At 40.0% G+C, this 17,306-nt stretch carries 18 protein-coding genes, 1 pseudogene and 1 riboswitch; of the genes and pseudogenes, 2 read left to right on the top strand and 17 right to left on the bottom strand.

Annotated elements, in window-relative coordinates; all coding sequences use genetic code 11:
• Window positions 1–145: 145 nt before the first annotated feature.
• Both AB5N96_RS06470 and AB5N96_RS06475 read right to left on the bottom strand, forming a co-directional pair.
• The gene (locus tag AB5N96_RS06470; protein ID WP_499704991.1) at window positions 146–1,120 is read right to left on the bottom strand and encodes an ornithine cyclodeaminase family protein; all 975 of its coding nucleotides are present in this window, start codon (window positions 1,118–1,120) and stop codon (window positions 146–148) included.
• A gap of 90 nt (window positions 1,121–1,210) precedes the next feature.
• Window positions 1,211–2,488: an MFS transporter gene (locus tag AB5N96_RS06475; RefSeq protein ID WP_204589588.1), complete on the bottom strand. Its 1,278-nt coding sequence runs from the start codon at window positions 2,486–2,488 to the stop codon at window positions 1,211–1,213.
• Window positions 2,489–2,624: 136 nt separating this feature from the next.
• Here AB5N96_RS06475 and AB5N96_RS06480 point away from each other — a divergent pair, with 136 nt between their 5' ends.
• Complete coding sequence (locus AB5N96_RS06480; RefSeq protein ID WP_275580366.1) at window positions 2,625–3,113, top strand: helix-turn-helix domain-containing protein; 489 nt, start codon at window positions 2,625–2,627, stop codon at window positions 3,111–3,113.
• A gap of 825 nt (window positions 3,114–3,938) precedes the next feature.
• Here the strand turns inward: AB5N96_RS06480 and AB5N96_RS06485 are convergent.
• The 3 genes and pseudogenes from AB5N96_RS06485 to AB5N96_RS06495 all read right to left on the bottom strand — a co-directional run.
• Complete coding sequence (locus tag AB5N96_RS06485) at window positions 3,939–4,886, bottom strand: hypothetical protein (protein ID WP_499704992.1); 948 nt, start codon at window positions 4,884–4,886, stop codon at window positions 3,939–3,941.
• Between the two features lie 97 nt (window positions 4,887–4,983).
• Entirely contained in the window at window positions 4,984–6,114 is a 1,131-nt protein-coding gene (locus tag AB5N96_RS06490) for an SEC-C metal-binding domain-containing protein (protein WP_499704993.1), read from the bottom strand.
• A gap of 126 nt (window positions 6,115–6,240) precedes the next feature.
• A pseudogene (locus tag AB5N96_RS06495) lies at window positions 6,241–7,377 on the bottom strand (DegT/DnrJ/EryC1/StrS family aminotransferase); the annotation flags it as partial.
• Between the two features lie 310 nt (window positions 7,378–7,687).
• Between AB5N96_RS06495 and AB5N96_RS06500 the strand changes: the two are divergent.
• Entirely contained in the window at window positions 7,688–8,029 is a 342-nt protein-coding gene (locus AB5N96_RS06500; protein WP_499704994.1) for a hypothetical protein, read from the top strand.
• A gap of 253 nt (window positions 8,030–8,282) precedes the next feature.
• On the opposite strand, the gene AB5N96_RS06505 is transcribed toward AB5N96_RS06500, so the two are convergent.
• The 12 genes from AB5N96_RS06505 to fliQ form a co-directional block, all read right to left on the bottom strand.
• Window positions 8,283–8,492: a response regulator transcription factor gene (locus AB5N96_RS06505; protein WP_499704995.1), complete on the bottom strand. Its 210-nt coding sequence runs from the start codon at window positions 8,490–8,492 to the stop codon at window positions 8,283–8,285.
• 13 nt (window positions 8,493–8,505) lie between these two features.
• Window positions 8,506–8,862 carry a response regulator transcription factor gene (locus tag AB5N96_RS06510; protein ID WP_499704996.1) on the bottom strand — a complete coding sequence of 119 codons (357 nt, stop codon included), beginning with the start codon at window positions 8,860–8,862 and terminating at the stop codon, window positions 8,506–8,508.
• A gap of 136 nt (window positions 8,863–8,998) precedes the next feature.
• Window positions 8,999–9,080: riboswitch (cyclic di-GMP riboswitch) on the bottom strand.
• Window positions 9,081–9,218: 138 nt separating this feature from the next.
• Window positions 9,219–9,578, bottom strand: a complete 360-nt coding sequence (locus AB5N96_RS06515) for a PilZ domain-containing protein (protein WP_499704997.1) — start codon at window positions 9,576–9,578, stop codon at window positions 9,219–9,221.
• 2 nt (window positions 9,579–9,580) lie between these two features.
• On the bottom strand, window positions 9,581–10,009 hold the full coding sequence (locus AB5N96_RS06520; protein ID WP_204589595.1) for a YaaR family protein: 429 nt from the start codon (window positions 10,007–10,009) through the stop codon (window positions 9,581–9,583).
• Entirely contained in the window at window positions 10,006–10,374 is a 369-nt protein-coding gene (locus AB5N96_RS06525; protein WP_499704998.1) for a hypothetical protein, read from the bottom strand. Before AB5N96_RS06525 ends, AB5N96_RS06520 begins: the two co-directional genes overlap by 4 nt.
• Window positions 10,375–10,389: 15 nt before the next feature.
• On the bottom strand, window positions 10,390–11,136 hold the full coding sequence (locus AB5N96_RS06530; protein ID WP_499704999.1) for a FliA/WhiG family RNA polymerase sigma factor: 747 nt from the start codon (window positions 11,134–11,136) through the stop codon (window positions 10,390–10,392).
• 12 nt (window positions 11,137–11,148) lie between these two features.
• Window positions 11,149–12,000: a P-loop NTPase gene (locus tag AB5N96_RS06535; RefSeq protein WP_499705000.1), complete on the bottom strand. Its 852-nt coding sequence runs from the start codon at window positions 11,998–12,000 to the stop codon at window positions 11,149–11,151.
• Window positions 11,975–13,093 carry a flagellar biosynthesis GTPase FlhF gene (gene flhF, locus AB5N96_RS06540; RefSeq protein WP_499705001.1) on the bottom strand — a complete coding sequence of 373 codons (1,119 nt, stop codon included), beginning with the start codon at window positions 13,091–13,093 and terminating at the stop codon, window positions 11,975–11,977. Before flhF ends, AB5N96_RS06535 begins: the two co-directional genes overlap by 26 nt.
• Window positions 13,094–15,142, bottom strand: coding sequence for a flagellar biosynthesis protein FlhA (gene flhA, locus AB5N96_RS06545; protein WP_499705002.1), 2,049 nt, complete (start codon window positions 15,140–15,142; stop codon window positions 13,094–13,096). It lies immediately after the preceding gene.
• Window positions 15,143–15,146: 4 nt separating this feature from the next.
• Window positions 15,147–16,241: a flagellar biosynthesis protein FlhB gene (flhB, locus tag AB5N96_RS06550; RefSeq protein ID WP_499705003.1), complete on the bottom strand. Its 1,095-nt coding sequence runs from the start codon at window positions 16,239–16,241 to the stop codon at window positions 15,147–15,149.
• Between the two features lie 4 nt (window positions 16,242–16,245).
• Entirely contained in the window at window positions 16,246–17,028 is a 783-nt protein-coding gene (fliR, locus tag AB5N96_RS06555; protein ID WP_499705004.1) for a flagellar biosynthetic protein FliR, read from the bottom strand.
• On the bottom strand, window positions 17,025–17,294 hold the full coding sequence (gene fliQ / locus AB5N96_RS06560; RefSeq protein WP_204589603.1) for a flagellar biosynthesis protein FliQ: 270 nt from the start codon (window positions 17,292–17,294) through the stop codon (window positions 17,025–17,027). The genes fliR and fliQ overlap by 4 nt, the downstream gene beginning before the upstream one ends.
• Window positions 17,295–17,306: the final 12 nt, after the last annotated feature.

A 17,306-nucleotide genomic window follows, 5' to 3' on the forward strand; every position in this document is an offset into this window, starting at 1 on the left:
GCACCAGGAGATGGTGACAGGCACCAAATGGGAGTGACTTCCAAATGGTGACAGGCACCCCCCAACAATTTATTTATGTCGCTACAGGCATAGTTTTCTCGGTTATTTGGAAAATAATCCATAAAAAAAGAAGGCCTCTGCCTTCTCAAAATTTGATACACTCTCCTATATTTAAAACACGTGCCTTTTTATAGACACCTTTGGCAACAGCCAAGTCAAAATGAGCGGCACCAACAGATTTGAAGATTGTAATGGCATTTTTATTTCGTTCGTATCCATTCGCAATCAACTCCGCTAAAGTCCCGGTCACTTGATCAAAACTCCATTTCCCGAAAGCTTCTGCTGCCAGTAATTCGCCTGCTTCTGCTCGAACCCCTTCTAAATCATCCACGAAAACCGCGTCTGCTTGTGGAATCAATTCGACTGGAATCTCGCGCATTTCGGGAAGGTAACTCCCTACCCCCATAATGTGCGTGCCTGGTTTGACCATATCTGCAGAAAAGACATCTTCTTTAGAGCGAGTAGCACAACAAACAACATCGGCTTGTTCTACGGCTCTTCTAACATCAGACTCCACAACAATTTTCGCGCTCACACCGAACTGCATCAAGCGCTCTGCAAATCGAATAGCTTTTTCTGTAGTTCGATTCACAAGAATTATATCTTCTATTGGAAGGACTTCTACAATCCCTAAGATTTGTTCAAATGCCATAGCACCTGTTCCAATCACGGTTAGAATTCTACTCTCAGGCCGTGCAAGATGTCTTGCAGATAAGGCGCTAAGTGCACCTGTTCGAAGGCGTGTCAGATAAGAACCCGAAATCATCCCGACATGTTTCCCTGTCTCTAACTCCGTCAACAGGATGGCTCCTTGTGTCGTTGCCAAAGCTTTCGACGGATTTTCAGGAAAAATTGATACTACCTTCACAGCGGCAATCTCGTCTCCATCCGAACTTGGCATATAAAGTACCGAACCATTTTTCTCCGGAACATCGATGACCGTGCGGTGTGGGTTGATGGATTCTCCTTTATGAATCGAAACTAGCATAGTTTCAACATCTCGTAAGGCATCACTCATATGATAGAATGTCTGGATAGTTTCGTCGTTGATGATACGCATGGTTCACCTCCTAATCGGTGCCTGTCACTAATTGGAAACCACTCCCAAAACGTGACAGGCACCGCTAATTGTAGAGATTTCTTTTCAAAATTATTGAATTGCCGGTTGTTGAATACGGCCTTTGACTGCCCAAATCGCAATTAATGAAATAGCCGCTGTGAACATGATATATAGCGCGACTGGCACATATGAATTTTCAAATGTCGCTAATAGAGCTGTTGCTACTAATGGCGCCGTTCCTCCAGCCACTGCTGCCCCGACTTGGTACCCGAGAGTAACACCTGTATAACGCACTTTCGCATCGAAAATTTCAGAGAACATTGTACCAAGCACTGCTGTAATCGGAGCCCAAATGATTCCAAGCCCAATTACTGTCGCAATGACCAATAAAGCTACGCTTCCTTGGTGAATCATCCAGAAATACGGGAAGGCAAATGCCATCATCGCAACAGTTCCGGCTATGTACATTTTCTTTCGGCCGACACGGTCAGATAAGCTTCCCATGATTGGAATCAAAATCGTCGTCACAACTGTTGCAATCATCACTGCTCCAAGTGTTGCAGAGCGTGAGAATCCTAAGTTTGTAGTTGCATACGACACAATGAATGTACTGAAAATATAGAATGGTGCAGTTTCCACGACTTTCGCACCGATTGTAATCAAAACTTCTCTCCAGTAAAAACGCAAGGTTTCAACGATTGGCAATTTCGGTACTTCTCCACTAGCTTGAACAGCTTTAAATTCAGGTGTCTCATCGATACCTTTACGTATCCAAAGACCAAACACGACAAGTAAAGCACTAAAAACAAACGGCACTCGCCAGCCCCAAGACATGAATGCTGCTTCAGGTAACAAACTCATGATCCAAAGAGCGAGTGTCCCCATCACCATACCAATCGTGACACCCATTTGAGGAATTGAACCAAAAAGTCCTCGGTGTTCTGGAGGTGCATATTCTGTAGCGAGTAATAGTGCTCCTCCCCATTCTCCACCAATTCCAAGCCCTTGAATCAGACGAAGAGTGATTAAGATAATGGGTGCTGCCACGCCGATAGCTTGATACGTCGGCAAAATACCCATTGCAAATGTAGCGGCTCCCATTAGACTCAACGTTAGAACTAATGTTTTCTTTCTTCCGATCCGGTCACCAATATGGCTAAAGATCACACCACCGAATGGTCGAATAAAGAATGATAGAGCGAATGAAGCGTATGCAAGTAATAGACCTACTGTAGGATCCTCACTCACAAAGAAAAGTTGATTGAATACGAGCGCCGCCATAGTGCCGTACAAGAAGTAGTCGAACCATTCAATTGAGCTACCTACTAGACTGGCAATTAATACGCGTCGGTTTGTTTTATTAATCATAGTGTTACCCCTTCCATCCCCAAAATTGAAGTGATACTTCAATAAGAGTTTAGACAAGAGATAATATTCTGTCAATATGTTTTTTATTGACAGCGCTTCCTCTTGACCAGGACAATGGGTAAAAGGGGGGATTTCATTGATCGGCTCGCGTTTAAAAGAAATTCGCAAACAACAAAAGATGACATTGAAAGAACTTGCGGAAGGAGCCAATGTGTCCATCAGCTTTCTTTCACAAGTAGAGCGCGGAAAGTCTAGCGTAACGCTAGAATCTCTCCGTAAAATTTCAGAAGTTCTCGGCGTAAACCCAAGTGTGTTTTTTGCTGGACAGGAAAATCGCCGCGATGAAGCAGCGTTTTATTATAAAGATTTGGCAGAAGGATTTCAAAATCCGGAGTTCCACCCGATCCTTGTGACGCTCCAGCCTCAAGAAAGCGATGGTCAGCCATTTACACATACTGGGCACGAATTTGTCTATGTAGTAGAGGGATCATTGACTTTAAAGGTTGGTGACGAAGAACTAGTTCTCGGGCCAAACGAGTCGCATTTTTATTCAGCTGACCGACACCATTATTGGTACAACTATACGGATCAACCGATTCGTTTTTTAGCTGTTTCTTCGAGATGATTCTATTTAGATGTGGAGAACGCCGCTCAAGAAACTCCGAGGAAATCAGACGTGCCCATGAAGGCGTACTTCAGCCTTTGTGGGTGCGGCTGATTCCGGAGCGTGTTTCTGGCGTTCGGAACTCGATTACATTCGAAGTCAAAACCACAATAAAACGTTGAGTTCCGCTACGGGGCTGCTTTCCGAGGGCGCTGCGTGAGCTTCCTCGTCGCAGGCTCCTGCGGGATCTCACGGCAGACTGGAATCCCACTGGAGTCAACCCCTCCACTGCACTCAACTTTAGTTTTGACAAGTGCGATGATGCGTCTTCAAAATCTGGTTATCTAGCAGCAAATTACAAAAGTACATCAGCAATATCTAAAAGTGGCACACAAAAAATAGAAAGTTGCTCATAAAAAACAAATGCTAGCAGCAAATCACAAAAGTGCATCAGCAATATCTAAAAGTTGCTCATAAAAAGTAGAAAGTTGCTCATAAAAAACAAATGCCAGCAGCAAATTACAAAAGTACATCAGCACTATCTAAAAGTTGCTCATAAAAAGTAGAAAGTTGCACACAAAAAGTAGAAAGTTGCTCATAAAAAACAATTGCCAGCAGCAAATCAAAAAAATTGCAAATGGTCAGGAACTCACTACCTCCACTTGTCGATTGAATCAGCTCTATTATCCAAAAATAATTTGGTGGCTGGCACCGACTCGCATTAGTACAATGCCTAAAATAACTATTTTACAGCGCATGTGGTTACCAATATGTTCTGGGAGCTATTGGTAAATGGTGACAGGCACCTAAAAAGGCACCTAAAAAAAAGACTGAGAAATCTCAGTCTTAGTAAACCTCTACAGCCTCTTCATAGGCAGATTTTGCTTTCTCGAGACCTTGTTCAATTTGCCCTCGTTGGAGTTGCAGATTGCCAAGAACCCGCGCAAGCTTTGATTTTGTATTTTCAACTTTGCTCAATGAATCATTGATACGGTTGTGTATCGACCATTCCGAGAAAATATCGTCGAAAAAATAATCTGCAAACGTCACAAATGAACCACGCTCTACAATCAACTCATCGATTGCACCGTTCTGTACGTCTGATAATTCTGCTTCAAATCGCTCTAAATTTAATTGCGCTTCGTGCAGAGCACTCTCAGATTTATCAAGATCATCATGCTTCATCATAGTTACAATAAGACCTCCACCAAGGAAGGTATCCCATGTTGACATACCGTGGGCTTCTTTGAGTTTTTTTAGAGCTTTTTCGAGAGAACGATCGGCTGCGCGACCAGCGTACAAAGCTTCATCAATCTCTTTTAAAAGAGATTGGAACTCGGAAACACGTTGCAGTTTTTCGTCAAATTGTTTAGAAGCTTCTCCATCTGCTTGCTTGACCCAAGCTTCCTTCTGTTGCAAGAAGTCCTGCCAATTTGTTTCTGCATCACGCAGCTCCCTCAATTTAGATTGCAATTCTTTACTATCTTTCCGCAAATCATGGACCATCGCTTCATGTTCGTTCAATTTCAATTCTGCTAATGCAGCCTCTTCAAATTCTTTTTCTCGCAATTCCTCATGAGTACCTCGCCACTTGCGCACGACATTCACGAGAGAAAATCGATCCTTCCGGTGCAAGTCTAGCTGTTCTTTTGACAATGTCTGTTCCAGGTCAGCTTGGCGCTTTTCATGCTCTGCGAGTTTTTTCTCCAAAACATGTAGTGTTCGTTCCAAACGTGACTTTTCATCTAGTTGTGCACGTAACTCTAATTGACGTGCCGCCAGTTTTTGTTCCATTGGTTCATCTCCCTGCTTCACTTTCTATTTTATACGGAAGAAGTTATAAAAAGTTCCAATAGAAAAAACCGAGAGACGCTTTGTCTCTCGGCTCATTTTACTTTCCACAACACTTTTTATATTTCTTTCCGCTTCCGCATGGGCATGGTTCATTTCGCCCTACTACTTTCACAGTAGATGGTGCAGCTTCTACTGGCGTAGTAGAGATGTCGTTTGGCGCATGTCCTTTTAACAGCCAACGAGGAATACTATTCACAAGTTTTGTTACATAACTCGTAAATTCTGCAGCCTGCGCTTTGGAAGAGAACTCAAAGTTTTGCACGATTCCTTGCATCACTTCATGGAAACTTAGTTCATTACGAATATCTGGAATCATTTGAGCAATTAACTCTTCACTCGTCTCACGATCCACTCGGAATGTCTTATTCAAATACTTCTCAAATTTTTCAAACTCACGGTTTTTTGGAAGCTCTCCCAATCTGCCAAGCTCGATCATTTCTTCGCGCTTAACAGGAACTGGTTCGATTTCAGTACGACGCTCAATCGCTTGTAGCATATCTTCTGGATGATCGAGTAAGAGGTCCGCTACCCACTCTTTTGTCATTTCGAAATAATATTCATAATCATTGTATTCTTGTAAAAGAAGCACGATCTCATCAAACTCTAAACGCTTAGTGGTCAATCGCAAGCTTTCGAGTTTTGTAAATAGATCTGTCCAACGCAACACACCAAAGGTTTCAATTAAACCACGCGTCGCAAAAATTACATCTTCGTTCTCAATCACAACCTGTTTGAACAGCTGGTCACGCTCAGTATCAAGTAGAAGCGGCTTAAACTCTTCTGGCATCACTACCACAAACTTTTTATTGATGGATCCAGGAATCAATAGTCCTGTCTTTTTAAACCAATTCAAACTAAACGCATCTGTTGGTATGAACTCTTGTGGTCCTTGTAGTGCTGCTTGTTTTAAAAAGTCAAAACGCTCTTTATCTAAATAGGCCATTGCCTTCTCGAAAATCAAAGTATGATTTTCAACCAATACTTCAATTAACTGAGGCTTTGCTAGTTTACTAACACCTTTTAATTTTATAAAGCGACGAATGGTGTCTAATTCTACTTTCGTTAAGCGAGCCAGTGCATCTGCAAATGATACCTTAGATGAAATTGGTGCCCACTGTTTTTCTTTTAAATATGCTTTGTGTTTCTCATGAAAATTATGCTTTGTCATTTCAATCATCCTATTCTTTACTGATTCCGCTGTTTCTCCACCCTTTAGTATACTTGATTTTGAGAGGTCTGACATTTCGATTATATGACAATAAAAAAGGAGCCCATTAGACTCCTTGTAATAAACTTATTTATAAAACTCTTTGATAGCCTCACAAACTTTAGCGATTTCTTCTTCTGTGAGATATGGATGCATAGGCAATGATAAAACAGTATCACTCAATTTATTTGTAACTTCAAAGTCTGATTCATCAAACTTCAGATGAGAGAATGCAGTTTGCTTATGCATTGGTTTGATATAATACACCATAGTCGGGATACCTAACTCTTTTAAATGACTTTGTAGATTATTTCTTTCTTCAAGAGAATCTGTTTTGATAGTATATTGAGCAAAGCTAGAATAATAGCCTTCTGGAATAACTGGAGTAGGTACCACGTCTTTTAAATGATTTGTGTAAGACGTGTAGACACGGTTCACTTCGTCCAACTCATAATTTTTAAATGCTTTCAATTTCACTTGTAAAATAGCTGCTTGAATCGTGTCTAAACGCGAATTTACTCCGATACGAACGTTATCATATTTATCGGTTCCTTTTCCATGAACTTTTAAAGATTCAAGTAAGGCAGCTAGTTCATCGTTATTCGTAAAAATAGCTCCCCCATCACCGTAACACCCTAGTGGTTTAGCTGGGAAGAAAGATGTTGTTGCTGCATCACCAAAACTTCCCGCACGCTTCCCATTAATTGCACCTCCAAAGCCTTGCGCACTATCTTCAAGAATTAGGAGGTTGAATTCAGATGCAATCTCTTGGATCTGCGGGTAGTCTGCTGGTAAACCAAATAAATCCACAGGCATGATAACCTTAGGTGTTAATAACCCTTCTGCCACTACTTTTTCTATTGCCACTTTTAATTTTGTTGGATCCATATTAAACGTAGATGGGTCAACATCCACGAAAATTGGTGTTGCGCCATTAAAGGACACTACTTCTCCACTAGCGAAGAAAGTAAAATCTGGTACGAATACAGCATCGCCTTCTTTTACATCCCAAGCCATCAAAACTAGCGATAATGCTTCAGTACCATTAGCGCATGAAATACAATGCTTAACGCCAACAAATTCAGACAACTGCTCTTCTAGCTTTTTGACTTGAGGTCCTCCGATATAATAGGCAGACTCCATCGCTTCTAATACAGCTATATCAATTTCTTCTTTTAATGTTGCATATTGAGTCTTTAAATCTCTAAATTCCATTTTGTATTCTCCCTTACATAACTAATAGTATTTGCAAATTTCGATTTTCTTAGAGGAAAGTTGCTACTTACAACCTTAGTTTACAACTTCCTGATTTCGTGAATCAAGTTACTTGTTAACTAAACTTGACCAAACTGCGCATAATTTAAACAAATTTGATCTTACATATACACTTTAACACTTTTCTCTACTAGAGTGACAAAGTTAGACAAAAGCCCTATATTATTTTTATAGTTGGTTGTCCGAATTTGCCCTCGTCAAACACACTTGTTACCCACGTATCGGAAATTGATTTTCCTAAAGGGGAAAGGAGCGGCTTATGAATTCACATGAGTTGAAGGAATGGATGGACACGCACAACATTGTTAACCGCACGATTACTGGATTTTGGAATTATTTGTACTCGTATCAAAATGATGATCCTATCAATTTTGCATTGAAGTATCCTTGTATTGAAATTGCAGAACTAGAGCCGTTGCTCAGCACAGTCTCCTACACGTTGAACTTTCAATATGGAGATACACTTGAAATGGTCACTTGCAGCTTGAGCATCCATCAAAATGAAACAAAAATTGGTGTCTACGAATCGTTATACAATAGTTCTGGTGAAGATTTAGATGATTTTTTGACTCTCTCACCATCTAAAAAAGTGTCTGCTTAAAAAAATCGTCGCATGTTCTGAAGATGTAGGCTTCAGGACATGCGACTTTTTATTTATGATAGTTTACGCGATTTCTTGAGTAGATTAGGTTCATTATATGACGCGAATTACACCAGGGATACTGACATTTTTTACTATCACAAGTTAAATTAATTTAATTTACAACCACTCTAGTATATTTAACTATTGTTCTATAATAATATTTATTAATAGCCCACGCTGATTTGCATAAAAAATCAGCATTCTCTCAGCTTTAATGAACCGCATAAGTGACAATCCCCATAGCATTTGCATAAAGAGCTGCTTGTGTCCGATCGGGTAAATCGAGTTTAGATAATATCTGACTAACATGTTTTTTAACCGTATACTCTGAAATATACAAGTTTTCTGCGATTACTTTATTGTTATTTCCTTTTCCCAATCCAATCAATACTTCTAATTCCTTAGCGGTTAGTTGATTCACAAAATGAGTATCATTAACTCCATGATTTTTTTAGCTCTAAAACATCGGGATCATAATATTTTCTTCCCCGTTTAATAATTTGGAGTGCATATAAGAACTCTTCAGGTAGAACATTTTTAATATGTAGCCATCGACTTCTAATCTCTGCGCTTCTGATAAATTCTTGGTACTTTAAAGAAGCTGTAAATACGATGAATTTGCATTCGGTATTTATTTTTCTCGCCTGTCTAATAAATTCAAATCCACTTTTTTCTCCTAACGTTACATCTACAATAACGATATCAATCATTTCCTTCACATTTAATTCTGATTCCATAGAAAAATTAGTAGCTTCAACTATCCACTCACAACTCGGTTGTTTTTCTAACAAAGATACAACACCTCGCCGTATGAATGGATGATCATTCATATTCAACACTCGCATTCGTCTTCCACCTCTACATTTTTATAGGTAAAATAGATATGCTCATCTCTAGATGAAAAAGACCTACTGATACCTTTTAAGGCTCATTAGGTCGGTTGCACCACTCGCTCCATATTTTTCAGGTGCCCAAATAAGAAAAATATTTCGTAGCTTCCGTTATTAATAGTACCTTTTTTCTAAGGTAATTATTGGTGATTAACAACCATTTTATTCCTCCAAAACATTACATTTGTATGACATAAATAAACAAGATTAGTTATTTTCCCACAAAAAAAGAAGCACCACCAGGTACTTCAATGATTTTAGTCTTCTAACAAGTAAGGTTTTGCTTTTCGAATTTTATATGTATTTAACTCTCTAAAGAGCTTTTGAAATTGTTGCTTGTCCTCACTAAAGAGGATTCCATATTGAAAATAATCAGGATATACGACCTTACGGATAACTGATCCGGGAACCGAAAAGGGATTTGAATTAATTTTAAAGTCAAGATAAACTTTGGATTTCGGTGAAATGTCAAAATCTGTCTCAACCAATGCACCTTGCGAACTGATATCAAGTATCTTCACTGTGACTCCCCCCTCGCCAAGAAGAGTCATTGTACCCCATACAGTTTCCTTAAATACAACTCTAAACAGCTCACGTCTTTCTTCTTTTCTTTGCACAATTATCCTCTCCTATCAACAAGAATACCTTTCAATTCACCAATCATGTTTAACACATCTAATTGATGGGTCTCGTCTGACAGGATTTTTTGATAGAGTTCAGCTAATTTTAGATCTACAATGCGCACTGTTTGCTGCATCACTCCTGTTCGTGTGCTAGTCTTTTCTGACACTTGATATGTTTGTCGAGATAATTCATCAAGTAGTTCACGAACAGCTTTCTTATAGCGATAAAATGTCTCCATCGTTTTCCGCTCAGTTAGTTGGCTACCACAATTGTCCATCTCTGCAAACAAACTGTCAAGGATGTTTTCATTTGTTTTCGTTTGTTTTGTTGTCAGAATACGGCTAAAAGTGCTAATAGAAGGGGACGGTTGATTTTTTTTTTCAATTAATGTTGTAGGATTAGAAGGGAGCGAAGTAATCTTCATTCATTTCTTTCCTCTCTTGATAAAAATGTAAGTAATTGAACTTCATGCACTGGTTTCGCTAACTTTTCTGCAATGGCGTTCTCAGAGATTCCCTGTTGATCTAACGCGGAAATTTGCTTTAGCTGATTATCTACCGACTTCTCCTTAGGAATGATTGTCCCACTACTAGTTTGACCATTAGTTCTAGAGATACGCTCATCCACAATATCAAGGAGCTCTTGATTTTTGATGTCCAGTTCCTCTATATACTTTACTATTTGTTCTTCGAGAGCTTGCTTGTCTTTTTTTATAACACGGACTTGTTGCATGACATAGAGTTGGAAAACAATTAAACAAATAAGCAGAACATAAATAAGTAGGTTCAATTTATCAGTACTCCTCTATAAACTGTCTATAAGTGCACGGCGGATTTTTGACATTGCTTTAGAATGTAGTTGGGAGATGCGTGAGACGCTAACCTCTAGAACCTCTGCTATTTCAGTGAATTTTAATTCATCTTGATAAGCGAGTGAAACTACAAGCTTTTCTCTCTCAGGTAACAGATGTATTGCTTCTTCAATTTGAGAGAGTAACACTGCTCGTTCTACTTGAAATTCTGGATTTATAGGTGATTGTAAAAAACCCTCACTATCTATAGTCGCCTCGTGAAAGGATTCTTGATGAATGCTGCTCACTACTGCTAATGATGAATGGCGTACAATTCGCTTGACTTCTGCTACATGCATATCTAAATGCTCTGCAACTTCTTCATCAGTAGCTTCCCTTTGAAGTTGTTGTTGTAATAAAAGGACTGCTTGATCAATCTTTTTTACTTGTTCACGAATTCCCCTGGGCAACCAATCTAATTTCCTTAATCCGTCTAATATAGACCCTTTAATTCGCCAAATTGCATACGTTTCAAATTTTGTAGCATGTGTCGTCTCAAATTTACTAAAAGCATCTAGAAGGCCTTCGAATGCAAGACTCTTTATTTCATCCTTATCTGCTGTTTTTGGTAGCTGTAAAATCATGCGGTGTGTTACATAGTCTACTAAAGGTAAATAGCGTTCTACAAGTTCATTTCCTACGTCTGGATCTTGAGTCGTTTGCCAATCAATCAGTAGTTGAGTTTCCTGTTGTATCGCCATCATCACACCTCCTTAACGAAAAGTCATCCATCGACTAATAAAGCCCACTACCCCATTTTTGTCTCTCGGTTCAAACCCTCTCAATTTAAAAGCTAATCGCTCTATTGAGCGTGCTGCACTACCTTTTGGGGCGTATAAAAAATAAGGTATTTGTTTTCTTACAGCTACTGAAATATCGGCATCCTTCATGATAAACCCTGCAATTTCTACCTCACAATTTAGAAATTCCGCACAAACTTGTTCAAATTGCTTAGCTGACTGAGTTCCTTCAACTAATGAACTGCATTGATTGACTATCAATTGAAATGAGAAATCAGGGGATGTTGCGGACATTAATTTTACTAATGAGTAAGCATCAGTCATAGCTGGTGGTTCAGGTGTTGTGACAACAAATGTCTGGTCTACCGCTTGTAAAATTGTCTTTTGCATATCAGTAAGACCTGCACCCGTGTCAAATAAGATGACGTCATACGATACATCCATGCGTGCTACTTCTGTTAAAAATCTGTTCACTTCTTCCTTGTGCCACTCTGTAATCGTAGATAACCCGCTTCCGCCTGCAAGTATATGAATACCATAAGGGCCTTCTAAAAAGGCTTCTTTTAATGACACGACTCCTTCTTTTACATCATTCATTGAATACTTTGCATTTGCTCCAAGTAATGTTTCAAGATTGCCAAATCCTATATCTATATCGAATATAGCCACCCTGCTTCCAGCTTTAGCCAACGCGACTCCTAAGTTGAGTGTTAGTGTAGATTTACCTACGCCTCCCTTACCACTTGCAACAGCGATTAAAGTAGGTTTAGGAGAATACGAATCCGGTTCTTTCATAAGTTTACGAAGTTGAGAGGCTTGATCCATCTACTAATGCCTCCCCTAAAAGAATGTGTCTCATTACTTCAGGACCAAAAAACACCATATCTTGAGGAACATGTTGGCCTGTAGTGACTGCAGAAATTGGACACGGCGCATCATAATAGAGGTTTAGAACATGACCTGGTTGTGATGTTTCGTCTAATTTTGTTAGGACTACACCACTAATTCCAATAGGTTTAAATTTAGCAAGGAGCATCTGACAATCTGCATAGCTCGCTGTGAGCGACAACACAAGTTGTATATCACACTGATCTTGCTTGCTCACTTGCTTGATTTCTTCGATATAAGCTTCTTGTTGATAATTTCGTCCTGCAGTATCAATCAAGATACGGTCACAGTCTTTTAATTTTTCAAGTGCTATGTGAATCTCTTTCGGATTTGTCACGATTTCAAAGGGAGCTTTTAGAATGGTTGCATAGGTACGTAATTGTTCAATTGCACCAATTCTAAATGTATCGGTTGTTATCAGTCCTACTTTTCGCTTATTATGAACAATTTCCTGAGTAGCCCACTTAGCAATCGTCGTTGTCTTCCCAACACCAGTCGGACCTGCAAAACATAAAATTTTAGTAGTTGGTGGAGTTGTAAAGTCAAGAGCTTCTATTGCCTTTGAAACACTAGCAATTAATGCACTAGCTGTAACTCGCTTCTCCCCATGTTGGAGTTGTACCTCGGATAAAAAACTGTGCCTAGCTTCTGCATGTACCCCTCGTTGTTTTAAATCCGAATCTAATTCTCCTAATAACTTAGGTAATTTAGGAGCCTTTGCATTCTCGTATAGCATTTGTTTAAGTTCACGCATCTCCATCAAAACTTTATCATAGCGCAAATCACGGACTGGTTGTTCTACAACAGTTTCGGTTTCTTTATATTGCTCGTTCTCTGCTACCTGGGATACTTGCTGTACTGACGGTTCTAGCGCTGCTACTACCTCGTGCTGTGGCCTTTTAAACCAGCTGAACCACTGTGTTGATCGAACTTTTCGAGTTTGAACAATTACTGCTTCAGATCCCAATTCATTTCTAACTTGCTCTAGTGCTTCATCTAAGGTTGGCGCAGTATACGTCTTTAGTTTCACTTAAACATTCACTCCATTCCACTGAACAACCCCTATGCTTTGAACTTCAAGTTGAGGTTCAAGTTCGTTGTATGATATGACAGGTATGTCTGCTGAAAATCGTTCTAAGAATTGACGCATATATGGGCGAATTCCAGGCGTTGTAAGAAGCACCGGTTGAATGCCTTGTCCTTGAACTACACGTACTTGATCTAAAAGTGCTTCATAAATTTGTTGCGTTGACTCAGCGTCTAAAGATAGAAAACTTCCGTGCTCTGATCGTTGAATTGAATTGGCGAACTTCTTTTCAACAGAAGCACCTACAGTCAAAACCTTTAAAGCTTCCCCTTGAGGAGAGAATTGTTGCGTGATCTGCCGTGACAACGATTGTCGCACATACTCCGTTAGAATTTCGGGATCTTTCGTCGAAGGAGCAAAATCAGAAAGAGTCTCAAGAATTGTCACTAAATTCCGAATCGAAATTTTTTCTTTTAAAAGCTTTGCTAATACTTTTTGCACCTCTCCAAGAGTTAGTTGTTGAGGGATTAATTCTTCTACCACTGCAGGTGAAGATTCACGCATATGATCAACAAGTGCTTTCACTTCTTCACGGCCAATTAACTCATGTGCATGGCGCTTGATCACTTCAGTCAAATGAGTCGAGACCACAGATGGTGGATCAATAATGACATACCCATAAAGTTCAGCTTCTTCTCTTGTTAATTCATCTATCCATAATGCCGGCATACCAAAAGCAGGTTCCACTGTTTCAATTCCTGTGATTAATACATCATCATCCGACTTCAAAGCCAAGTAATGATCAAGCATCAATTGACCTCGTGCTACTTCGTTACCTTTGATTTTTATAGCATAATCATTCGGTCCAAGCTGCACATTATCACGGATTCGTATGACAGGAACTACCACTCCTAGCTCCAGTGCACATTGTCTTCGAATCATAATGACACGATCAAGCAAGTCTCCTCCTTGCTTTTTGTCTGCAAGAGGAATAAGCCCGTACCCAAACTCGAACTCTATTGCATCGACATGAAGTAAATCCAGCACACTCTCGGGGCTTTTCATAGATTCAACTTCTTGTTGCTCTTGTGATTCGGGAATTAGTTGTGCCTCTTCTTTATCAAGGTTGCGTTGTAACACGAAGCCAAGTACTGCTAGACCAAAAGCCACAGGTAAGATGAGCCATTTGCTGATTGGTGTAAATACGCCAATCATAAATAGGGTTCCAGCAACCACGTACATCATTTTAGGATAAGCAAACAATTGCTTTGTAATGTCGGATCCTAAATTTCCATCTGAAGCAGCACGTGTCACAATGATACCCATTGCAGTAGAAATCAATAATGCTGGAATTTGCGAGACTAAACCATCTCCGATGGACAACAAGGTAAATGTAGTGGCAGAATCTGAAACACTCATCCCGTGTACGAGCATCCCGATAATGAATCCACCAATAATATTGATCAATGTTATGACAATTCCGGCGATTGCATCCCCTTTGACGAACTTACTCGCCCCATCCATCGCCCCGTAAAAATCTGCTTCTCGACTAATTTTTTCGCGGCGCGTTCGTGCTTCTTGTTCGCTGATCATCCCGGCGCCTAAATCAGCATCGATACTCATCTGCTTACCAGGCATGGAATCTAAAGTAAATCGTGCAGCCACTTCAGCAACACGTTCTGACCCTTTCGTGATGACTAAGAACTGGATAATGACTAGAATTAAGAATACTAATATACCAATAACTGCGCTTCCACCCACAACAAAATTTCCGAACGTTTCAATGACTTGACCACCAGTCCGTTCCGATAATATCGAACGTGTCGTCGAGACATTGAGTGCTAGACGAAAAAGTGTGGTGAGGAGGAGAAGTGTTGGGAAGATTGAGAACTGTAAAGGCTCTTTTGTATTCATCGCGACAAGTAAAATAGTAATGGCCAAACTCAAGTTAACCATGATTAACAAATCAAGAAGCATTGGTGGGAGTGGAATGACCATCATGACAACAATCATGATGACGGATACTAAAATAGCAAAGTCACGTACTTTCATCTGGTCAATTCCCTCCTTTTAATCGTCCGTTGATACGGTAAACATACGCTAAGATTTCTGCAACCGCTCCAAATAACTCTTCTGGAACCGGATCACCGATATCTGTTTGATCATAAAGTGCACGCGCAAGCGGTTTGTTCTCAACAATGGTGACACGAAACTCTTTAGCCTTCTCACGAAGTTTTAACGCTTGAAAATCCATTCCCATAGCAATAACAGTTGGGGCTTCCATCGTCTTATCATCATAAGCAAGCGCTACAGCGAAATGAGTCGGGTTTGTAATCAAGACGTCTGCTCGTGGAAGGTCTTGAATCATACGGTTCAAACTCATTTGTCGCTGCTTTTCTTTAATCTTTGATTTAATCAACGGATCGCCTTCTGTCTTTTTAAACTCATCTTTTAAATCTTGTTTTGACATACGAATCTGCTTTTCAAATTCATATTTCTGATACATATAGTCAGCAACTGCAAGAACGACTAATATGATAGCCACCGTCACGAACAACTGAAAAGTCAGTTGCCCAATTGCCGCTGTCGATTGCCGAATCGGAAGATGAGACAGTCCCATCAATGTATCCCTATTTGTCCATAAGATAATCCCTGCTGCTGTGGCAATAACGACTACCTTCAAAATCGACTTCACTAGCTCGACCAGAGCACGTAATGAAAAAATACGTTTGGCACCACTAATTGGATTGATACGACTTAGTTTTGCAAACACAGCCTCTGGAGCAAATAGAAATCCGATTTGAACAAATGTGCCGCCAATGCCAAAAATAATGGCAATAACAAACAGTGGTGTTGCTAAAATGACCATTTCAATTAGCAGTTGATTCACAAGCTCAGGTAAGTTTTGAACAGTTATTGTCGTGAGCAATATGTCTTGATAAACAAACTGAAATAACGCTAAAATCCTCTCTAAGTACCAGCCACCCAGTAAGTAAAGTGCGAGGGCACTCCCAAACAAGATAAAAGCGGAAGGGACTTCTTGTGACTTTGCGACCTCCCCTTTCTTTCGGGATTCAAGTCGCTTTTGCGGTGTGGCTTTCTCTGTTTTCTCTCCTGCAAAGTATTGAAGATCTAAGCGTAGAAGTGTCATCAAATTATCCTCCCAAAATACGCATCAAATCATTCATCAATACGCCTATCCTTTCAACAATTCGTTGAAGCAAAAAGAAAAAAGAAGGCATCAGAATAAGTAATAAAATGAAACCGACACCTATTTTCAAAGGAAAACCAACCGCGAAGATATTCATCTGTGGCACCGTTTTAGCAAGCAAGCCAAGTGCAGCATCCACCAAAAATAAGGATCCGACAATCGGCAACGCAAGCTGGAATGCAACGACAAACATCGCGGCAAAAACCGTAACAAAGAATTCTGAAAGATCTGCTGCAGAAAACAACCAATTTCGTGTGCCAACAGGGACAAGCGCTACACTATGTAACATTCCATTTATCAATAAATGATGGCCATTGATAGCTAGCAGAAATAAAATTGCTAATATGTATTTAAACTGGCCGATTATAGGGACTTGAGATCCCGTTTGAGGATCTATTACATTTGCGAGTGCAAAGCCCATCTGAAAATCAATAAATGCCCCTGCAACTTGCACCATATATAAAATCATGGCAGCTAAAAAACCTAGACTCAGCCCAATGACCAATTCCTTGAAGATTAATACCGTGTAATAGCCATCCAGTTTAAACGGCTCTGTAGTAGGTACAACTGTAGTCGTAAGTAACGCTAGGAAAACCGCAAGACCAATCTTAAGTTGAGTCGGTATGTTTCGTTGCGAAAAAATCGGTGCAATTAAAAAAAATGCACTCATCCGAATCAACACGAGTAGGAAATAGGGAAAACTAGCAAGTGCTTCGTCCCACGTCATCCGATCAACATCGGCAGTTCTCGGAATAGATTGCGTGTAAAGTCAACAATCGTCGTCAACATCCACGGTCCGAACAACACAAGAGATAAAAACACTGCGAGAATTTTTGGAATAAATGAGAGTGTCTGCTCTTGGATTTGCGTCATAGCTTGAAAAATACTAACTAGCAAACCAACTCCAAGTGCCACGAGCAAGAGAGGAGCAGAGAGCATGATGACTGTATAGACCGACTGTTCGGCAAGTTTGATTACTGCATCTGGCGTCATAAAACCTCTCCT

Source organism: Chryseomicrobium imtechense, from assembly GCF_041475995.1.
Lineage (GTDB): Bacteria > Bacillota > Bacilli > Bacillales_A > Planococcaceae > Chryseomicrobium > Chryseomicrobium aureum.